Source organism: Photorhabdus hindustanensis (genome assembly GCF_002968995.1).
Classification (GTDB): domain Bacteria; phylum Pseudomonadota; class Gammaproteobacteria; order Enterobacterales; family Enterobacteriaceae; genus Photorhabdus; species Photorhabdus akhurstii.
In genome coordinates, this window is the sequence record NZ_PUWT01000052.1 from 63122 (window position 1) to 81008 (window position 17887).

The window sequence follows — 17887 nt, forward strand, 5'->3', positions numbered from 1 at the left end:
ATTAACGCACCTTCAATGTTGCCAGGCCAATCAGCACCAGCATCAGAGAAATAATCCAAAAACGCACAATAACACGCGGTTCTGGCCAGCCTTTCAATTCATAGTGATGGTGAATAGGCGCCATACGGAAAATACGCTGCCCGCGCAGTTTAAAAGAACCCACCTGTAAAATAACTGACAGGGTTTCTACCACAAACACACCGCCCATAATCACCAGTAGAAACTCCTGGCGTAGCAACACAGCAATCGTCCCCAATGCGCCACCTAATGCCAAAGAACCCACATCACCCATGAAAACTTGCGCCGGATAAGTGTTGAACCACAAGAAACCTAACCCCGCGCCAACAATCGCAGTACAGACGATAACCAGTTCGCCAGCATGGCTCAGATAAGGGATATGCAGATAGTTAGCAAAATTGACGTTACCTGTCGCCCATGCCACCAAAGCAAAACCCGCCGCGACAAAAACGGTTGGCATAATTGCCAAACCATCCAATCCGTCCGTCAGATTCACTGCGTTACTGGTTCCGACAATCACAAAGTAGGTCAACAGAATGTAAAGCACGCCCAGTTGCGGCATCACATCTTTAAAGAATGGCACGACCAATTGCGTTGCAGGAGTATCTTTACCGACGCTGTACATGGCAAACGCCACCCCTAACGCCAGGACGGACTGCCAGAAATACTTCCAGCGGGCAATTAACCCTTTAGTATCTTTGCGCACGACTTTGCGGTAATCATCCACAAAACCAACAATGCCGTAACCAATCAGCACAATCAGCACACACCAAACATAGGGGTTATTCAAACGCACCCACAACAGTGTAGAAATCGTAATTGAAAGTAAGATCAGCAAACCGCCCATCGTCGGCGTACCACGTTTGCTAAAGTGAGATTCCGGCCCATCGTTGCGAACAACCTGCCCAATTTGTAATTTTTGCAGGAAGGCGATCATGCGCGGCCCCATCCACAATGCGATAGCCAAAGCAGTCAGCAGGCTGACGATAGCCCTAAACGTCAAGTAAGAAAAGACGTTAAAGCCGGTGTGATATTTGACCAAATATTCGGCCAGCCAAACTAACATGTGAAGCTCTCCTGTAATGCGTGGACAACATCTTCCATTGTGGTATTGCGCGAACCTTTAACTAACACGGAAATGACCTTGTGTTGCTGTAATAACGGAACCAATGTTGCGATCAATGCGGCTTTATCCGCAAAGTGCTGACCACAACCGCTTGCCTCACTAACATGAATACTTAATTTGCCCACACTGAACACACTATCGATACCGCAAGACGCGGCGGTTTCACCAATCTGACGATGGTAATCTTCTGACTGTTCACCCAATGCCCCGATATCGCCGACTACCAGCACTCGATAACCCGGCATCTGTGATAACACTTGGACCGCAACGGTCATTGAACCAACATTGGCGTTATATGTGTCATCAAGCAGCAATTTTCCTTCTGCCAGATTGATTGGAAACAACCGCCCCGGGACCGATTTCAGCTCCGACAAGCCCAGACGAATATCTTGTAAAGTTGCACCAACAGAGATTGCCAACGCACTGGCCGCTAACGCATTGGCGACATTGTGTTTCCCAGGCAACGGCAAGTTGATTTCTGTGCCGCCAATAGGCGTGTGCAGACAAAAATCCGTGGTCATTTGTTTAACCTGAATATCCGTAGCATAAAAATCAGCACCTGATGCTTGTTGCATGGAAAAACGCTGTACTGTTTTGTCACCAATAACCCGTTGCCAGTGAGTCCAGTCATTGCTTTCCAGATTAATAATCGCCGTACCTTTTTCTGGCAGGCCGGTAAAAATCTCGCCCTTAGCTTTTGCAATACTCGCAAGAGAACCAAAATCCGCTAAGTGCGCAGCAAACAGGTTATTGACTAATGCCGTTTCTGGCCGAACCATTTCTACGGTATAGGCAATTTCACCAACATGGCTTGCACCTAATTCAACCACAGCAAACTCATGTTGTTCCGTCAGCCTGAACAATGTCAGCGGTACGCCGATATCATTATTCAGGTTACCCGCGGTATAGAGCGTGTTGCCACACTGACGCAAAATCGCCGCAGTCATCTCTTTTACCGATGTTTTACCGGACGAACCTGTTAACGCAACGACACGCGCATTACTCTGCTGGCGAACCCAACCCGCTAATTTACCCATTGCTAAACGAGTATCTTTAACCACGACTTGTGGAAAGTGAACATCCAACACACGGCTGACAAGCAAAGCACCGGCACCAGCTTTTACTGCATCAGCAAAAAAATCATGAGCATCAAAACGTTCACCTTTCAAGGCAATAAACAGACTGCCATTGCCAATCTGACGGCTGTCAGTAGTCACATCACTGATACAAATATTTGCTGCTTGCTGTTCAGTCACCTGATTCAATACGCCATTCGTTACTTGTGCCAGTTGTTGCAAAGTGAGGGAAATCATGCAATCACCCCCAATAACCGAGCAACAGTTAACCGGTCCGAATAATCCAGACGACGATGGCCGACCAATTGATAATCTTCATGGCCTTTACCCGCTATCAATACAACATCATCTGCTTTTGCCTGCATAATAGCGTTGGTTACCGCTTCAACACGTCCATGAATCGCTATCGCTCTCCCCGGGTCAAGAAAACCCGTCAGAATGTCAGCAACAATTGCCTGTGGTTCTTCATTGCGCGGATTATCATCAGTCACAATCACACAATCGGCCCACTGTTCCGCAACACCTCCCATCAATGGGCGTTTACCTTTATCACGATCACCACCACAACCAAAAACACACCAAAGCTTACCTTGACAATGCAAACGTGCAGCCATCAAAGCTTTTTCCAGCGCGTCAGGTGTGTGAGCATAATCAACAACGACAACGGGTTTGCCCGGTGCAGTGAATACTTCCATTCGTCCACAGACAGGTTCCAGGCAGGAAGCTGTTTCAAGCAGTTTTTCCAACGGATAATCCAGAGCTAATAGGGTGGAAAGCGCCAACAACAGATTGCTGACATTAAATGCCCCCATTAAAGAACTATCAATTGTACCGCCACCCCAGCTAGACTCGAAGGTGATAGATACCCCTTTATCGTGATACTTTATTTCACGCGCCGCCAACCAACGGCCCTGCCAATTTTCCGGCAGACGGTTTTCCATCGTTACAGCAACCGCTTGTGGTAAATGGGATAACCATTTCAATCCAATCTCATCATCAGCATTAATAATTTGTTGCTTCACATTATGAGTGGAAAATAGCAGCCATTTAGCGGCTTCGTAGTGTTCCATATCACCGTGATAATCAAGATGGTCACGGCTCAAATTGGTAAACACCGCCGCCTCAAACGGCAACGCAGCCACACGCCCCTGAACCAGTCCATGAGAAGAGACTTCCATTGCCGCAAAAGTCGCCCCTTGCCGAACAAGTTGTTGCAAATCCAGTTGGATATCAACAGCCGAGCCTGTGGTATTTTCACTTGGCGCCACATGCCCCAGTAAACCATTGCCAACAGTTCCCATCACGGCACTGGTTTCACCTAATCCGCGGCTCCACTGCGCAAGTAATTGAGTAGTGGTTGTTTTACCATTGGTTCCGGTTACACCAATCAAGTGCAATTTATCACCAGGGTGACAATAAAACTCACCAGCTAACTGTGACAACTTATTATTCAAATCGTTCACATAAACAACCGGAATACCATGCATAATTTGTACGGTTCCGTTATCAGCCTCGCCCTGGGCTTCTGCAATAACCGCCGCAACCCCTTGTGCGATGGCTTGAGGAATGTAGTGTCGACCATCTGTCTGGTGCCCTTTAATAGCAACAAACAGATCTCCGGCAGACGATTTACGGCTGTCCAATGTCATTTCGCGTAACTCACGCACTGGGGCGTCAATACCTAACGGCGCGAGTAAATCGCGTAGATTACGATCTGCCACCTGTATCCTCTTTCTTATTAATCACAAATTCGTTTTTATCACCTGCCGCCAAAGCATCTGGCTCCACATTCATGATGCGTAGAGCGCCCCCCATAATGGCGCCAAATACCGGCGCAGAAACCACACCACCGTAATACTTACCTGTCTGTGGATCATTAATGACCACAACCAGTGCAAATCTTGGGTTACTTGCCGGGGCAACACCTGCGGCATAAGAAATATATCGATTAGCATATTTGCCATCCGGCCCGACTTTCTTTGCAGTCCCCGTCTTGATTGCAATCCGATAACCTTTTATCGCGGCCCGCACTCCACCACCGCCAGGCAAAGCCACACTCTCCATCATATGAACGACTGTTCGCATGATAGGCTCAGGAAATACTCTTGTGCCGGGCACAGGTGGATCAACTTTGGTAATTGACAGAGGACGATAAACACCCAAGCTACCAATTGTTGCATAGACCCGCGCTAACTGTAATGGTGTTACCATCAGCCCATAACCGTAAGAAAAGGTCGCTCTCTCAAGGTCTGACCACCGTTGTTTTCCTGTTGGATATAAGCCACTACTTTCTCCAACCAACCCCAGATTGGTCGCCTTTCCTAACCCAAAACGTGAATAAACATCCACCAACTCTGTCGCAGGCATAGCTAACGCTAGCTTAGAAACACCGACATTACTCGATTTTTGTAAAATACCAGTGATAGATAATTCCGGATAACGGGATACATCTCTAATTTCCTTACCGCTTATCCTATAAGGTACGGTATTAATAACCGTATTTTCTTTGATGATACCATCATTCAGCGCAGCCATTACCACCATCGGCTTAACCGTGGAACCTGGCTCGAAAATATCGGTGATAGCACGGTTGCGCATCGCGTCTTTTGGTGTATTGACGAGATTATTTGGGTTATAAGACGGGCTGTTTGCCATTGCCAGCACTTCTCCGGTATTAACATCCACCAATACCGCTGTACCGGATTCCGCTTTGTTAAAGGCCACCGCATTGGTTAATTCACGGTAAACTAGCGCCTGTAAGCGTTCATCAATACTCAATACCAGATTGTGTGCCGCCAGACTATCAACAGATGAAATATCTTCGATGACACGACCAAAGCGGTCTTTGCGTACAGTTCGTTCACCCGGTTGACCCGTCAGCCAACGATCAAAACTTTTTTCTATACCTTCAATACCCTGACCATCAACGTTGGTCACGCCAATAATATGTGCCGTTACTTGACCTGCCGGATAATAACGCCGGGATTCCTGACGCAAATAAATCCCCGGCAATTTCAGTTTATGAATGTAATCGCCAACCGATGGATTAACCTGACGCGCTAAATAAACAAAACGACCTTTCGGATTAGTACTAACTTTGTCGGTAAGTTGCTCAAGAGGCAAATTAATGGCATCAGATAAAGCTTTCCAGCGGGTATCATCCGTAATCCCCCCTTTTTCAAATACCTCTTTCGGATCTGCCCAAACTGCATTGACTGGAACGCTGACAGCCAAAGGTCGCCCCATACGGTCACTGATCATACCGCGAGCGGTAGGGATTGATTGCACGCGCAGGGAACGTAAATCACCTTCTTTAACCAGTTGATCCGGGTTAATGACCTGCAAATAAGTCACCCTCAGCAATAAACCAATTAAAGCCACGGCAATCCCCCCGCACAACAAAGCAAAACGCCAGCTAACAAAACTGGCTTTATCTTCTTGCCGTTTTAATTTCACGGAGCGTGCTGCTTTCATCGCTTACCTTTTAATAATTAAATTAACTCACTGTGAAACAACAATGTTTTCCTGAGCAGGATTAACATGCTGCATATGCATTTTTTCAACAGCTATCCGCTCAACTCGACTGTGATCACCTAAGGCATTTTCTTCGAGGATCAGATTGCGCCACTCGATATCTAATGCATCTCGTTCCACGACCAAATGTTCTCTTTCAGCCGTCAATAAGCGGGTTTCATGTGCAATGGTTACAACGACTATGGCCGAAACCAATACAGCGACTAGAAGAATTAACGGTATTTTGGCATTCTTGAGTAAATCGTTGCCGATAATACCGGTTAATCCGTGACGTTCACCTGCCATTATTCACTAACTTTTTCAGCAAAGCGCAAAACAGAACTGCGAGCCCGTGGATTATCCGCCACTTCTTCCTCTGAAGGTTTCATCTTGCCAATCGATTTCAAGCTACGCCCACCTTGCGCTTTCAGTTGCTCTTCTGTTAATGGCAATCCTGCCGGTACTTGTGGCCCTCGACTATTCTGACGAATAAATCGTTTAACAATACGATCTTCCAGCGAATGGAAACTGATAACTGAAAGTCTCCCCTGTGGCGCAAGCACTTGTAATGCCCCTTCCAGCGCCTGCTCAATCTCTTCCAGCTCACTATTGATATAAATCCTAATCGCCTGGAAGCTCCTGGTTGCTGGATGCTTATGTTTCTCTTTTACTGGGCTAGCCTGAGCAATCAAATCAGCTAACGCTTTTGTTCGGGTAATGGGATCTTCCTGATTGCGCGCCACAATTGCCCTAGCAATACGTTTGGCGAAACGCTCTTCACCAAATGTTTTCAATACCCAGGCAATATCATCTGCTGTCGCATGCATCAGCCATTCTGCTGCTGATTGCCCACGAGTCGGGTCCATCCGCATATCTAGCGGCCCATCACGCATAAAAGAAAAACCGCGTTCTGGATCATCCAACTGAGGCGAAGAAACACCTAAATCCAGTAATACACCATCAATTTTGCCAGCCAGTCCGGCGTTTTCTGTATAGTGGGCCAATTTAGAAAATGGCCCATGTACAATTGAAAAACGGGGATCTGTGATCGCTTTTGCCACTTCAATCGCTTGCGGATCTCGATCAATTGCAATTAAACGACCTGCCGTTCCCAATTGCGACAAAATCAGACGTGAATGCCCACCACGTCCAAATGTGCCGTCAATATAGATTCCATTTTCACGAATATTCAGTCCGTTGACTGCTTCATCCAGCAATACGCTGGTATGTTTAAAATGACTATTTGCCATATTTATAGTGATAATTCCTGTAGCCGTACTGATAAAGGTTCCTGTGTGGATTGCTCAGCCGCAATGTCATCCTTAACCTGTTGATACCAAGCCTGCTCATCCCACAGTTCAAATTTGTTGAACTGACCAACCAGCATAACCTCTTTGACTAGCCCTGCATGCTGGCGCAATGTACCGGCTAGCAAAAGACGTCCTGCACTATCCATCTGGCATTCACTGGCATGACCTAAAAGCAAACGTTGTACCCGACGCTCCGCCGGATTCATGCTGGATAAGCGAGAAAGTTTTTCTTCAATAATTTCCCATTCAGATAATGTATAGAGCAACAGGCATGGCTGATGGAGGTCAATGGTACAAACCATTTGCCCTTGCGATTCCTCATTTAGCATAACCCGGTATCGGGTAGGTACGGTGAGCCGCCCCTTGCTATCGAGGTTAATCTGCGTTGCTCCACGAAACATACTCAGGTCGCCCCTGGTGATCAAAAATTACCACTTTATCCCACTAATCCCCACAATAAGGAGTTTACGGATGGGACGAAAACCTTGTCAAGCCAGAGCCGATGTGCTTTAGCTATATTTGATGGCAGGATTTTGGCTGTTGGGAGGCATAAGTATTAAATTTAGCAATATCAATAATAATTAACACCATGATAATTCTGAATAATTTTACAAGCACAAGGAGAGTAAATGTTTACGATAAAATAATAAAAAAATAGTTGTGTGATTAATTTATTTACATAATTTACATTTCATTACTATTTAACTACCGTGCAGCAATGTTTATCATTCTATTTGATGAATTCAACCCTCAAACTAACTAGCAACAAAAAACTACAAGATAAATATTATTAAAATCAATTTAATATATAAAAGAGGGTAAAAAACGGGGGTAAATAGACAAATCCCAAACTCAAATAATCGCTGTTCCATACACTTCTTGCTACTGAATAATTTATCTATGAACGAAATTGCTATTTGCTCGCGCTGAAACACCCAACGTAAGGATTGCTCGAAAGTTGCCTTTGCACACTTCTTTTAAGACAAATCTGACAACCAAAACCCCTCATCAGAAAATTAATGAGGGGTTTTTATCATATTTTTCGACTCAGGCTTCCTCGGCGACATAAGTCGCGATGTATCCGTGTAATGCCTGGCCCTGGCTTCTGCTTTTCATCCAGACTTGCTAACACCAGTTCCAATACCCGTTCAGCAATTTCACGATGACGCTGCGCTACAGAGAGCACTGGACATTCAAGGAAATCCAATAATTCATGATCACCAAAAGTCGCAATAACCAATTGATTTGGTAAACGGCCGCTGTGTTTAAGAGTAACATCCATGACCCCTTGCAACAGGGCAAAAGAGGTGGTGAACAACGCTTGCGGCATTGGATGAGTTTCTAACCATTTGGAGTACACTTCAGCAGCCGCATCACGCTCATAGCTGTTTGAGTAAAGATACATTACTTTACGAGGATCATCTTTCCATGCTTCACGGAACCCCTGTTCACGCAGGAAACTGACTGATAATTCAGGTAATGCGCCGAGATAAAGCACAGATTCAGCCGGAAATTGACGAAATTCTTGCGCCAACATCTTTGCATCTTCAAAATCATCACCCACTACGCTGATAAAGTGTTCATTTTCAAGCGCCCGATCGAGAGCAATAATAGGCAAAGAACGATTTGCCCAGCGTTGATAAAAAGGATGCTCCGGCGGTAATGCGGTAGAAACAATAATTGCATCCACCTGACGTTGCAACAGGTGTTCAACACAGCGCATTTCATTATCAGGTTGGTCTTCCGAACAGGCTATCAATAACTGATAGCCACGTTGACGAGCCTGACGTTCCAAATAATTAGCAATACGGGTATAGCTAGTATTTTCTAAATCTGGAATAACCAAACCAATAGAACGGGTACGCCCTGCACGGAGACCGGCTGCCACAGCATTAGGATGGTAATTATGCTCTCTAACCACCGCCATCACTTTTTCTACCGTTTTATCACTGACACGGTATTGCTTGGCTTTACCATTAATTACATAACTGGCCGTTGTGCGTGAAACACCTGCAAGGCGGGCGATTTCATCCAGTTTCACATTAACTCCTTATAGACCCCAAAAAAGGCCCTACTTTATCGCAGAGCCTGATAAATGTATGCATATTGCCCCGCAGTTTGCGATTTTTCATCGCATAATTTTATCCCCGCGAGATACGCCGACAATACCTGAACGAGCAACTTCAACAATTTCAGCAACATCTCGAACAGCATCAAGAAATGCATCCAATTTATCGCTGGTTCCTACCAATTGCACAGTATATAAGGTCGAAGTCACATCAATGATCTGCCCACGGAAGATGTCAGCGCTGCGTTTGATCTCTTCACGTCCATATCCGCTGGCCTGTAATTTAACTAACATGATTTCACGCTCTACGTGAGAACCCGACGCCAACTCGCTGACTCGCAACACATCCACCAACTTGTGCAACTGTTTTTCAATCTGTTCAAGTACCCTTGCATCGCCTTTAGTCTGAATTGTCATTCGCGATAATGTCGGATCATCAGTTGGGGCAACAGTTAAACTTTCAATGTTGTAGCCACGTTGGGAAAACAGACCAACAACCCGGGACAAAGCCCCTGATTCGTTTTCAAGTAATACAGATAAAATCCGGCGCATAATCAGGTTCTCTCCGTTTTGCTTAACCACATCTCATCCATTGCTCCTCCACGGATCTGCATAGGATATACATGTTCAGTTTCATCCACTGTGACATCAACAAATACCAGCCGCTGATTTTCAGTCACCTCTTTCAGGGCCTCCGCCAATTTACTTTCCAATTCATCATAACGTTGGATAGAAATGCCAATATGACCATAAGCCTCAGCCAATTTGACAAAATCAGGCAAGGATTCCATATAAGATTGAGAGTGACGACCGGCATAAATCATGTCTTGCCACTGTCTTATCATCCCCAGGAAACGGTTATTCAAATTCAGAACCAGTATCGGCAGCCCATATTGCAACGCGGTAGACAGCTCCTGAATATTCATCTGAATACTGCCATCCCCGGTAACACAAACTACCGTCGCTTCCGGTTTCACCAGTTTAACGCCCAAAGCCGCCGGTAAACCAAATCCCATCGTTCCCAAACCACCGGAACTGATCCAACGCCTTGGTTTATCAAATGGGTAATGCAATGCAACAAACATCTGATGCTGCCCGACATCGGAAGTGACATAAGCTTCCCCCTTCGTCAGACGATAGAGAACTTCAATAGCAGCTTGTGGTTTAATTTTTTCACCACTGCGATCAAAACTGAGACATTTACGGCTGCGCCATTGCTGAATAGATAACCACCAATCCTTTAGCGCATCGGGATCTTGTGTGTCTTCCACTGTCTCCAGCAACGCCAGCATTTGCCCAAGCACCTGTTTAGCATCACCAACAATAGGTACATCTGCGGAAACCGTTTTCGAAATTGATGTCGGATCAATATCAATATGTAATACCGTTGCTCCCGGGCAATACTTTTCCAGATTATTGGTAGTACGATCATCAAAACGTACACCGACAGCAAAAATGACATCTGAATTATGGATTGCTTTATTAGCTTCGAATGTACCATGCATACCGAGCATACCCAGACTTTGCGGATGAGTTGCAGGGAAACTGCCTAATCCCATCAGGGAGCTAACAACAGGGATATTGAATTTTTCTGCCAATACCAATAATTCTGCTGAACAATCTGCGTTAATCGCCCCCCCGCCTACATATATGACCGGTTTTTTCGCATTCAATAGTTTTCTTAATGCCCGCTTAATCTGCCCTTTGTGTCCTTGAATCGTTGGACTATAAGAACGCATACTGATCTGATCAGGATAAATATAGGGTAATTTTACTGCCGGATTTACCGTATCTTTCGGTAAATCAATAACAACGGGTCCCGGACGGCCACTGGAGGCTAGATAGAAGGCTTTTTTCAGTACCTTCGGGATATCTTCCGCTTTTTTCACTAAAAAACTATGTTTTACGATCGGACGGGATATCCCTACCATGTCACATTCCTGAAATGCATCATTGCCAATCAGGGAACTGGCGACTTGACCGGATAATACAACCATCGGAATTGAATCCATATAAGCTGTGGCAATACCGGTAATGGCATTGGTTGCTCCAGGACCGGAGGTGATCAATACCACACCAACCTTCCCGGTAGAACGGGCATAGCCATCAGCCATATGAACTGCCCCCTGCTCATGACGTACCAGGATATGCTCAATACCCCCAACCGTATGCAGGGCATCATAAATATCCAGTACTGCCCCTCCCGGATAACCGAATATATGCTCAACGCCCTGATCAATTAACGATCGGACGACCATTTCAGCTCCTGATAACATCTCCATAGGTTTTCCTCCAGGCTCTGTTTGCAAGTTAATAAATCGGAAGTGACTTCCACTTTTATTTTAGTAAGACGAATAACCTCTCAGCGATATATTGATGCTGAGTTAATTAACATAACGCTAGAAACAGGCGTTAGCAATGTGAGTAAAGGCAGAATAGCAATTTTATGACAATTCCAAATGTCTCCGGTAAGCGTTATCTTACTATCAAGAAGCTAAAAATAAGTAGAATATGAGCGGCTATACCTAAAAAGAACGACAACATATAGGTATTATCCAGTATATATACGATAAAAAACTAAAAAGCAGTTTTCAAAATCGTTTAGGTCACCGAAGTATGAAGCTGATAAAGGGAATGCCGACAAACGCCTCAGATAATTTGACCGTCATTTCCTCGTTTTTGGATAGCCATTGCAAATAATGCATTCGAGTAAAATCTTTTTACTCCATTTTAATTAGAGAATATATAGAAGCTAGCGTTTATTTCTGGAATAGTAATTCCATATATTCAATACTCACTTGGATATATAAATATTCATTTTCATAATTAAACAACCAAATATAATAATCAGTCAAATGATTATTTAAAATAGAAACAAATTATTCACAAGGTTCATGAAATAATCTTAATAGCCCATAAAAATCATATTACCATATTAAAATAAGAATCTGTTTTATTGAGCAATAGATAAGAATAAAACCTAAAAATAACTAAATTTTTTCAAATTGGTTGGTTGGTTGATATGTTTTTTAATATTAAAAAATCAGAAGATTATAAAAATAAAAGAAGGATATTTTTAATAAAATAATAAAGAATAGCGTGAATGATATTATCATCTCCAAATACAAGGTAAAAGAATTTCCTGAGGAAGCTAATATTAATTTTCTAAATTCTTTATCCATTATTTTCCTCCAGATAAAATAACCTCAATAAATATAGGTCTTGCAATAATTACATTTTTTTCAGTATTTCCACTTGAATAATATCCACTATTAATTTAATTACTGCATCTTTAGTTAAGGTGTCAGTATCAATAATTTCCCAAGTGTCATCATAAAACGTCTGGTATTGATTAATAACATGTTTTTGATATTCTATAAAATCATAGTTTTCATTTGTCTCTAATTTTCCAGACTCACTAGGTTTTAATATTCTTTTCCTTTTTTCAGCAATATTTGGAGGAACATCAAGATATATAACCATGTCTGGTTTTGTGTTTATAGATAGAACTAATTTACTTAATTCTGCTAATTCCGTGGATTTAAGTAAGAATCTTGCCAAATATTTATAATACCAACTATCACATATAATAATTTTACCTTGCAATAAACAAGGTTGAATAATTAAACTATCTAAAACAGAAAACCATGATGCTATCAATAGAATCCAATGCCGGTCACCAAGTTCACCCAATGGAGCTGAAATGTCATAATCCCAAAGGACATCTCGTATTTTTCCCATGTGATACACACTATACCTAGATGGTAGTAAAGGATAATTTTTATCTAAAAAAACAATATTATTATAATCTAGAGATAAAATATCATAAACTTCGCGTGAAATTGTTGATTTACCTGCACCATCATTTCCTTCAAAAGCTATAAATAAACCGCGCTTAATCATTTCTTTTTTCCCCGTAGTACGCTTCAGTATCAAGTGAATTTCTGCCACTACCGATAATAAATGGTTTGTTTTTAGCTAGCGTAAAAATCTTATCCCACAGGTAATGATCTTGGTAAATGTTTTCTATGTTTAATGTGGGGAAAGTTTCCTAAGATGTTTTCTTTATTTCTCTTTAACTCGCATAGTTCAGTACCATATAAGGCTAATTCTGGATCTAAGCCATATTTATTTACTAAATTAGTATCCATACCAGAAGTAAGTCTATTTGCATTTAAATAATCAACTAATTCATTCCAAATATGTATTACTTTGTTAATGCCCCTAGTCTTTCGAATTCCGATATATAAAAATTAGCATTTGTATTAGTTATTCCAAGTTTTTCCAACTCTGAAACAACTTCAAACTCTGTTTTTCCATTGTCTATTACTAACCAAACCCTATATGCATCTGAATTGATCTCACATAATGCTTTCTTTGCGAAAAGTATTAATTTCCCATCTTTACACAAGACTCTATACCATAAATTTTTTATTATTGGTTTATTATTTTCATTTGATAATGAAATGTCGGATGTATTAGCTATGCTTTTTTTTGTAAAAGATACATTGTAACTAAAAATATCTTTTCCTTGACAATAGTCTAAAGTTAATTGCCACATTTTTGCAACTGAATTTATGTAATCAATTGTTGCAATATCATTGATTACATTAAATTTTGAACAAACCATCAAGTATATAGATGTTATTGGATGGTCTTTTCCAAACACCTTCATTGCATTTTGATAGCGCCACTTTATTAAAGTGGATGTGTTTTCACTTGAAGCCAGGATATAATCCATTGCTGAATTAACTGTTCGTTCAAAGTTAAATGCTGCTGATATTAGGTCATTATTTAAAATATTTCCAATCCCATCGGAAAAACACTTTTCTCCAAAGTTTTTTGCTTTGGTCTTAAGTATTTCACATAATTTAGCTTTATTTATTCCTCCTTTTAATGTGTCAAAATTATTTGATTTTATAATCGATTCCCCTGTTAATATCCTATGAGATAAATGTAATTTATACCAATCGGAGTTTAAGCTTCCATTGTTGATTATCTTCATGATTTCTTTTATCTCTTTTAAAGAGATTATTGTCACTTCTAACATTCCGATATCGGATGGTATAAATATCTCTTCGCATTCTTTTTCTAATTCTTCTTCCAATATAACATAGACATCATAATCAGATTTTGGCGTTGCAAACCCTTCAATGACTGAGCCTGACAAGTAGCAAGTATACAGATCAGTATCATTAAATTTTTTATTTATTATTTCTGTTATTTTCCTTTTTACGTTAATTATGTCCATGCTTTACCTTTTATCTTATAAATGAAAGAACAAATAAAGGAATAAAGGTTATGATATACCTTTATTCCTTTTTCTATTAATTAGGTGACGAACTCATTAAACCATTATCATAATTTAATGTTTCATCATCAGTTAGTGGTCTAAATGCTTGTGCTGTTATCACATCCACTTTATTCCCCTCCGGGATGTTTGTTTTGACAAATTACACTGGATTAAAATTTAATTCAGTTTTGTAATATTAACAGTTTTTATTATTTCAGTTATATAATAGTTAATTATTTGTGGGTATCATCACAACTAAAAATGTAACCCATTGAAAAAATTGTACATTTTTTGTTACTTTTTGTGATGAAAATTGTACCGAGCTTGGTATGCTTTTCAATAGGCTGATTTTACGTAATTACTTGAATTTATTGTCATTATTCTCTCGGCCATGCATTCAATGCAGTGATCATCATGTAAAATTCCGTCATTTATTAAAAAATTTTTGATGGCCAAAGTTGACGTGAAGTGCCCATTTTGTCAGCAGACCTCACCCTTCATCAAACGATAGAGAACTTCGATAGCAGCTTATAGTTTAATTTTTTCACCGCTGCGATTAAAAATGCAGAATATATATTTTGGTACTAACCATTCCACTTCATTTATTTAGATTAAGTTTTAATTTACACTATCCCGAACTTATTTGTTATTAGTCATAATCCATATCAATTAAAATAGCCAAGTTATGAATATAAGTAAACTTGGCATATTTACAGAACAACAAAGACATTTATTTACAACATTGAATTGTCTTTTAATACCTTCTCTAAGCTAGGAAAAACAGTAAAACCGTCGCGATCTAAAAAATGCCCGCCATCAGGGAAGCCATATAATTCAGCCCGGAGCTGCTGACTTAAATTTAATGTAAACTGTGGAGGTACAATTTCATCATTAAGCGATAATATTACTATTCGTTGGTTTATTCTGTGTATAAGGGGATGAAAATCCAAGTTCTCCTCAGTAAATATACTTAATTCGGGTAAAGTCGATAATTTTTCATAAAATCCTGCAATTAATACAATCCCGCCAATATTTACATTATCAGGTAAAGATGAAATATAACGGAGGGCGGCAATACAACCCAAGCTATGCCCAATAAAAAGCGTTTTTTCATTAGGATTAGGTACACTCTCCTGCAACTTTTCTTGCCATAAATGAGGTGAAGGAGCGTGAGATTCAGGCATTTCCGGCACTATTACCCGAACATTTGACCTTTCATATTGACTTTTAAGCCAAGGAAACCAATGATGATCAGGAGTCGCCATAAGGCCATGAACAATAACTATATTATCAAAATTCATCAATTCACCTCATTATACAAAATATGTCTTATTTACTATGCATGCGCACCGCACAAGTACAAAATACTATTATTTCATTTTTATAACCATCTTTTTCATCATGACGTTTGAAGTCAGATAATTATACCTTGCCCTAACCTATTAAATAACAAGTGCTCTATTCCAGGCATAGAATGATACCCGTGAATATAATTTATTTATAATTTTTAAAATTAAACTACAGCTTATTCATCTAATATTGAAATTTTAAAAACCGGATACTCCTGAGATAAATTGAAAGTAGAATACTACCTTAAATTTCCCTTGAATAGCCGGTCGCGCTCTATAAAGCTCCAGAAATTAATCTCGATACATGGATTCAATTTCGTTATGGTAACGCTGCATAATAATTTTCCTTCGCAATTTTAGTGTTGGCGTTAATTCCCCTGTTTCCATTGAAAATGGATTTGGCAACAATGTGAAACGCTTTACCTGATCGAAGTGAGCGAAGTTTTTCTGCATCTCTTTCAAGCGTTGCTCAAACATATTGATAATTTGACTATGACGCAGCAATTCAACTCGATCATGATATTTGAGGTTAATTGACCTTGCATACTCTTCCAATGCTTCATAACAAGGCACTATAAGGGCGGATACAAATTTACGAGCATCAGCAATAACAGCAATATGTTCAATAAAACGATCTTGTCCCAAAATACCTTCAATCATTTGAGGGGCAATATATTTGCCATTCGATGTTTTCATCAAATCTTTCAGACGTTCAGTAATGAACAAATGACCATTTTCATCCAATTTACCGGCGTCACCGGTACGCAACCAACCGTCTTGAGTAAATGCTTTGGCGGTTTCTTGCTGATTATTGAAATAGCCTTTCATCACAATTGGGCCACGCACTTGTATCTCATCTTCTTCACCGATACGGACGTCAATGCCAGGCAATGGTTTGCCAATAGAACCAAGTACATAACCTTGCTCTTCCCAACAAGAAACTGTGGCGCAAGTCTCTGTCATGCCATAGCCATATTTGATATTTATCCCAACAGCGAGAAAGAACAGGATAATCGTTTCGTCCAGACGCGCGCCAGCAGCAGGTAAAAACCGAACTCTGCCCCCCAATACATTACGCAATTTACTCAATACCAATTTATCAGCCAGTCGATGCATTGCTGTCGACCAAGGGCAGCTTTTTTTACCTTGCAACTTACGTAAAAACTGACGCTCACCACATTTAATCGCCCAATTAAAGAGTTTTCTTCGATGCCAAGGAGCCTGAGAAACTTTTTCAAAAATCGCACTGTAAATTTTTTCATAAAATCTCGGCACTGCGCACATCACGGTCGGGCGAATATCGGCCATAGCTTGACGAACAAAGTTAGTGTCTGTCAGATAAACATTTTGTGCCCCTACATGCATGACATAAAAACTCCATGCGCGTTCAAAGACATGGGATAACGGCAGAAAACTCAAAGAAACATCCTGATCAGTTAACGCCAGGACATGATCATGTGAATACAACTGATAGGCTAAATTACGGTAATCAAGCATGACGCCTTTAGGCTCGCCAGTTGTACCAGACGTATAAATAAGCGTAAAAAGATCATCCAGATTGTGGTTAGCGATACGGGTTTCCAACTCCGACTGATGTTGTAATTTATCATCAGCCATGAAATCAGATAAATGTTGAGCTAATGAACAATCCCGCAAATCGACTGATTCATCTAAGACAATAATGTGACTCAACTGGGGACAACGTTCTGTCAAAGTAATAGCAACATCATACTGCGGCTGCCCACCGACAAACAGAATACGCACACTAGCATCATTCAGTATGAAACTCGCTTGTTCTTGACTACTAGTCGCATACAGAGGAACAGTAACCGCCCGAAGTTGTAATACAGCAATATCTGTCAATGACCACGCCATGCTGTTATGTGCAAAGAGACCAATTTTTTCTTGCACATCAACACCAATCTCCAACAATGCCCGGCTAATAGCATTGGTCTTTTTGCCAATATCATTCCAATTTAGTTCGAGTTGTTCAGCCGGAGACCATTGGCGAAAAGCAATTTTCTCTGGGTGTCGTTTGATTTGTTGTTGCAATCGGTTTATCAAGTGATAAGGATGTAAATTTTTAGTTATCACAATTTTTTTCCTGTTCGAAAATTTTTTTTCTTATCGGAGA

Annotated in this window: 14 protein-coding genes; all 14 read right to left on the reverse strand. The window is 41.1% G+C overall.

Annotation, left to right across the window (positions count from 1 at the left end; translation table 11 throughout):
• Window position 1 precedes the first annotated feature (1 nt).
• The 14 genes from mraY to C6H66_RS18025 all read right to left on the reverse strand — a co-directional run bounded on the left by mraY (window position 2) and on the right by C6H66_RS18025 (window position 17844).
• Entirely contained in the window at window positions 2-1084 is a 1083-nt protein-coding gene (gene mraY / locus C6H66_RS17955; RefSeq protein ID WP_036777487.1) for a phospho-N-acetylmuramoyl-pentapeptide-transferase, read from the reverse strand.
• Window positions 1078-2457: a UDP-N-acetylmuramoyl-tripeptide--D-alanyl-D-alanine ligase gene (gene murF, locus C6H66_RS17960; protein ID WP_105396284.1), complete on the reverse strand. Its 1380-nt coding sequence runs from the start codon at window positions 2455-2457 to the stop codon at window positions 1078-1080. Before murF ends, mraY begins: the two co-directional genes overlap by 7 nt.
• Window positions 2454-3941: a UDP-N-acetylmuramoyl-L-alanyl-D-glutamate--2,6-diaminopimelate ligase gene (murE, locus tag C6H66_RS17965; protein WP_046395703.1), complete on the reverse strand. Its 1488-nt coding sequence runs from the start codon at window positions 3939-3941 to the stop codon at window positions 2454-2456. The genes murF and murE overlap by 4 nt, the downstream gene beginning before the upstream one ends.
• Window positions 3928-5694: a peptidoglycan glycosyltransferase FtsI gene (locus C6H66_RS17970; protein WP_105396285.1), complete on the reverse strand. Its 1767-nt coding sequence runs from the start codon at window positions 5692-5694 to the stop codon at window positions 3928-3930. The genes murE and C6H66_RS17970 overlap by 14 nt, the downstream gene beginning before the upstream one ends.
• Before the next feature lie 27 nt (window positions 5695-5721).
• Complete coding sequence (gene ftsL, locus C6H66_RS17975; RefSeq protein WP_074524835.1) at window positions 5722-6042, reverse strand: cell division protein FtsL; 321 nt, start codon at window positions 6040-6042, stop codon at window positions 5722-5724.
• The gene (gene rsmH, locus C6H66_RS17980; protein WP_046395706.1) at window positions 6039-6983 is read right to left on the reverse strand and encodes a 16S rRNA (cytosine(1402)-N(4))-methyltransferase RsmH; all 945 of its coding nucleotides are present in this window, start codon (window positions 6981-6983) and stop codon (window positions 6039-6041) included. Before rsmH ends, ftsL begins: the two co-directional genes overlap by 4 nt.
• A gap of 2 nt (window positions 6984-6985) precedes the next feature.
• Entirely contained in the window at window positions 6986-7444 is a 459-nt protein-coding gene (mraZ, locus tag C6H66_RS17985) for a division/cell wall cluster transcriptional repressor MraZ (RefSeq protein WP_046395707.1), read from the reverse strand.
• 632 nt (window positions 7445-8076) lie between these two features.
• A complete protein-coding gene (cra, locus tag C6H66_RS17990; RefSeq protein WP_036777478.1) occupies window positions 8077-9084 on the reverse strand; it encodes a catabolite repressor/activator in 1008 nt (335 codons plus the stop codon).
• An 87-nt stretch (window positions 9085-9171) separates the two neighbouring features.
• Entirely contained in the window at window positions 9172-9663 is a 492-nt protein-coding gene (ilvN, locus tag C6H66_RS17995) for an acetolactate synthase small subunit (protein WP_046395709.1), read from the reverse strand.
• Window positions 9664-9665: 2 nt separating this feature from the next.
• Window positions 9666-11393: an acetolactate synthase 3 large subunit gene (gene ilvI, locus C6H66_RS18000; protein ID WP_036777476.1), complete on the reverse strand. Its 1728-nt coding sequence runs from the start codon at window positions 11391-11393 to the stop codon at window positions 9666-9668.
• 949 nt (window positions 11394-12342) lie between these two features.
• A complete protein-coding gene (locus tag C6H66_RS18010) occupies window positions 12343-13014 on the reverse strand; it encodes a dTMP kinase (protein ID WP_105396286.1) in 672 nt (223 codons plus the stop codon).
• 304 nt (window positions 13015-13318) lie between these two features.
• The gene (locus C6H66_RS18015; RefSeq protein WP_105396287.1) at window positions 13319-14362 is read right to left on the reverse strand and encodes a nucleotidyltransferase domain-containing protein; all 1044 of its coding nucleotides are present in this window, start codon (window positions 14360-14362) and stop codon (window positions 13319-13321) included.
• A gap of 776 nt (window positions 14363-15138) precedes the next feature.
• Window positions 15139-15705: an RBBP9/YdeN family alpha/beta hydrolase gene (locus C6H66_RS18020; protein ID WP_105396288.1), complete on the reverse strand. Its 567-nt coding sequence runs from the start codon at window positions 15703-15705 to the stop codon at window positions 15139-15141.
• 339 nt (window positions 15706-16044) lie between these two features.
• On the reverse strand, window positions 16045-17844 hold the full coding sequence (locus tag C6H66_RS18025; protein ID WP_181150234.1) for an AMP-dependent synthetase/ligase: 1800 nt from the start codon (window positions 17842-17844) through the stop codon (window positions 16045-16047).
• Window positions 17845-17887 lie beyond the last annotated feature (43 nt).

What these genes read in the sequence shown, in the direction of transcription:
- mraZ (WP_046395707.1), bottom strand. Translation starts at nt 7,444, where the DNA reads ATGTTTCGTGGAGCAACGCAGATTAACCTCGATAGCAAGGGGCGGCTC.
- C6H66_RS18020 (WP_105396288.1), bottom strand. Translation starts at nt 15,705, where the DNA reads ATGAATTTTGATAATATAGTTATTGTTCATGGCCTTATGGCGACTCCT.
- mraY (WP_036777487.1), bottom strand. Translation starts at nt 1,084, where the DNA reads ATGTTAGTTTGGCTGGCCGAATATTTGGTCAAATATCACACCGGCTTT.
- ilvI (WP_036777476.1), bottom strand. Translation starts at nt 11,393, where the DNA reads ATGGAGATGTTATCAGGAGCTGAAATGGTCGTCCGATCGTTAATTGAT.
- C6H66_RS17970 (WP_105396285.1), bottom strand. Translation starts at nt 5,694, where the DNA reads ATGAAAGCAGCACGCTCCGTGAAATTAAAACGGCAAGAAGATAAAGCC.
- rsmH (WP_046395706.1), bottom strand. Translation starts at nt 6,983, where the DNA reads ATGGCAAATAGTCATTTTAAACATACCAGCGTATTGCTGGATGAAGCA.
- C6H66_RS18010 (WP_105396286.1), bottom strand. Translation starts at nt 13,014, where the DNA reads ATGATTAAGCGCGGTTTATTTATAGCTTTTGAAGGAAATGATGGTGCA.
- C6H66_RS18015 (WP_105396287.1), bottom strand. Translation starts at nt 14,362, where the DNA reads ATGGACATAATTAACGTAAAAAGGAAAATAACAGAAATAATAAATAAA.
- murF (WP_105396284.1), bottom strand. Translation starts at nt 2,457, where the DNA reads ATGATTTCCCTCACTTTGCAACAACTGGCACAAGTAACGAATGGCGTA.
- ilvN (WP_046395709.1), bottom strand. Translation starts at nt 9,663, where the DNA reads ATGCGCCGGATTTTATCTGTATTACTTGAAAACGAATCAGGGGCTTTG.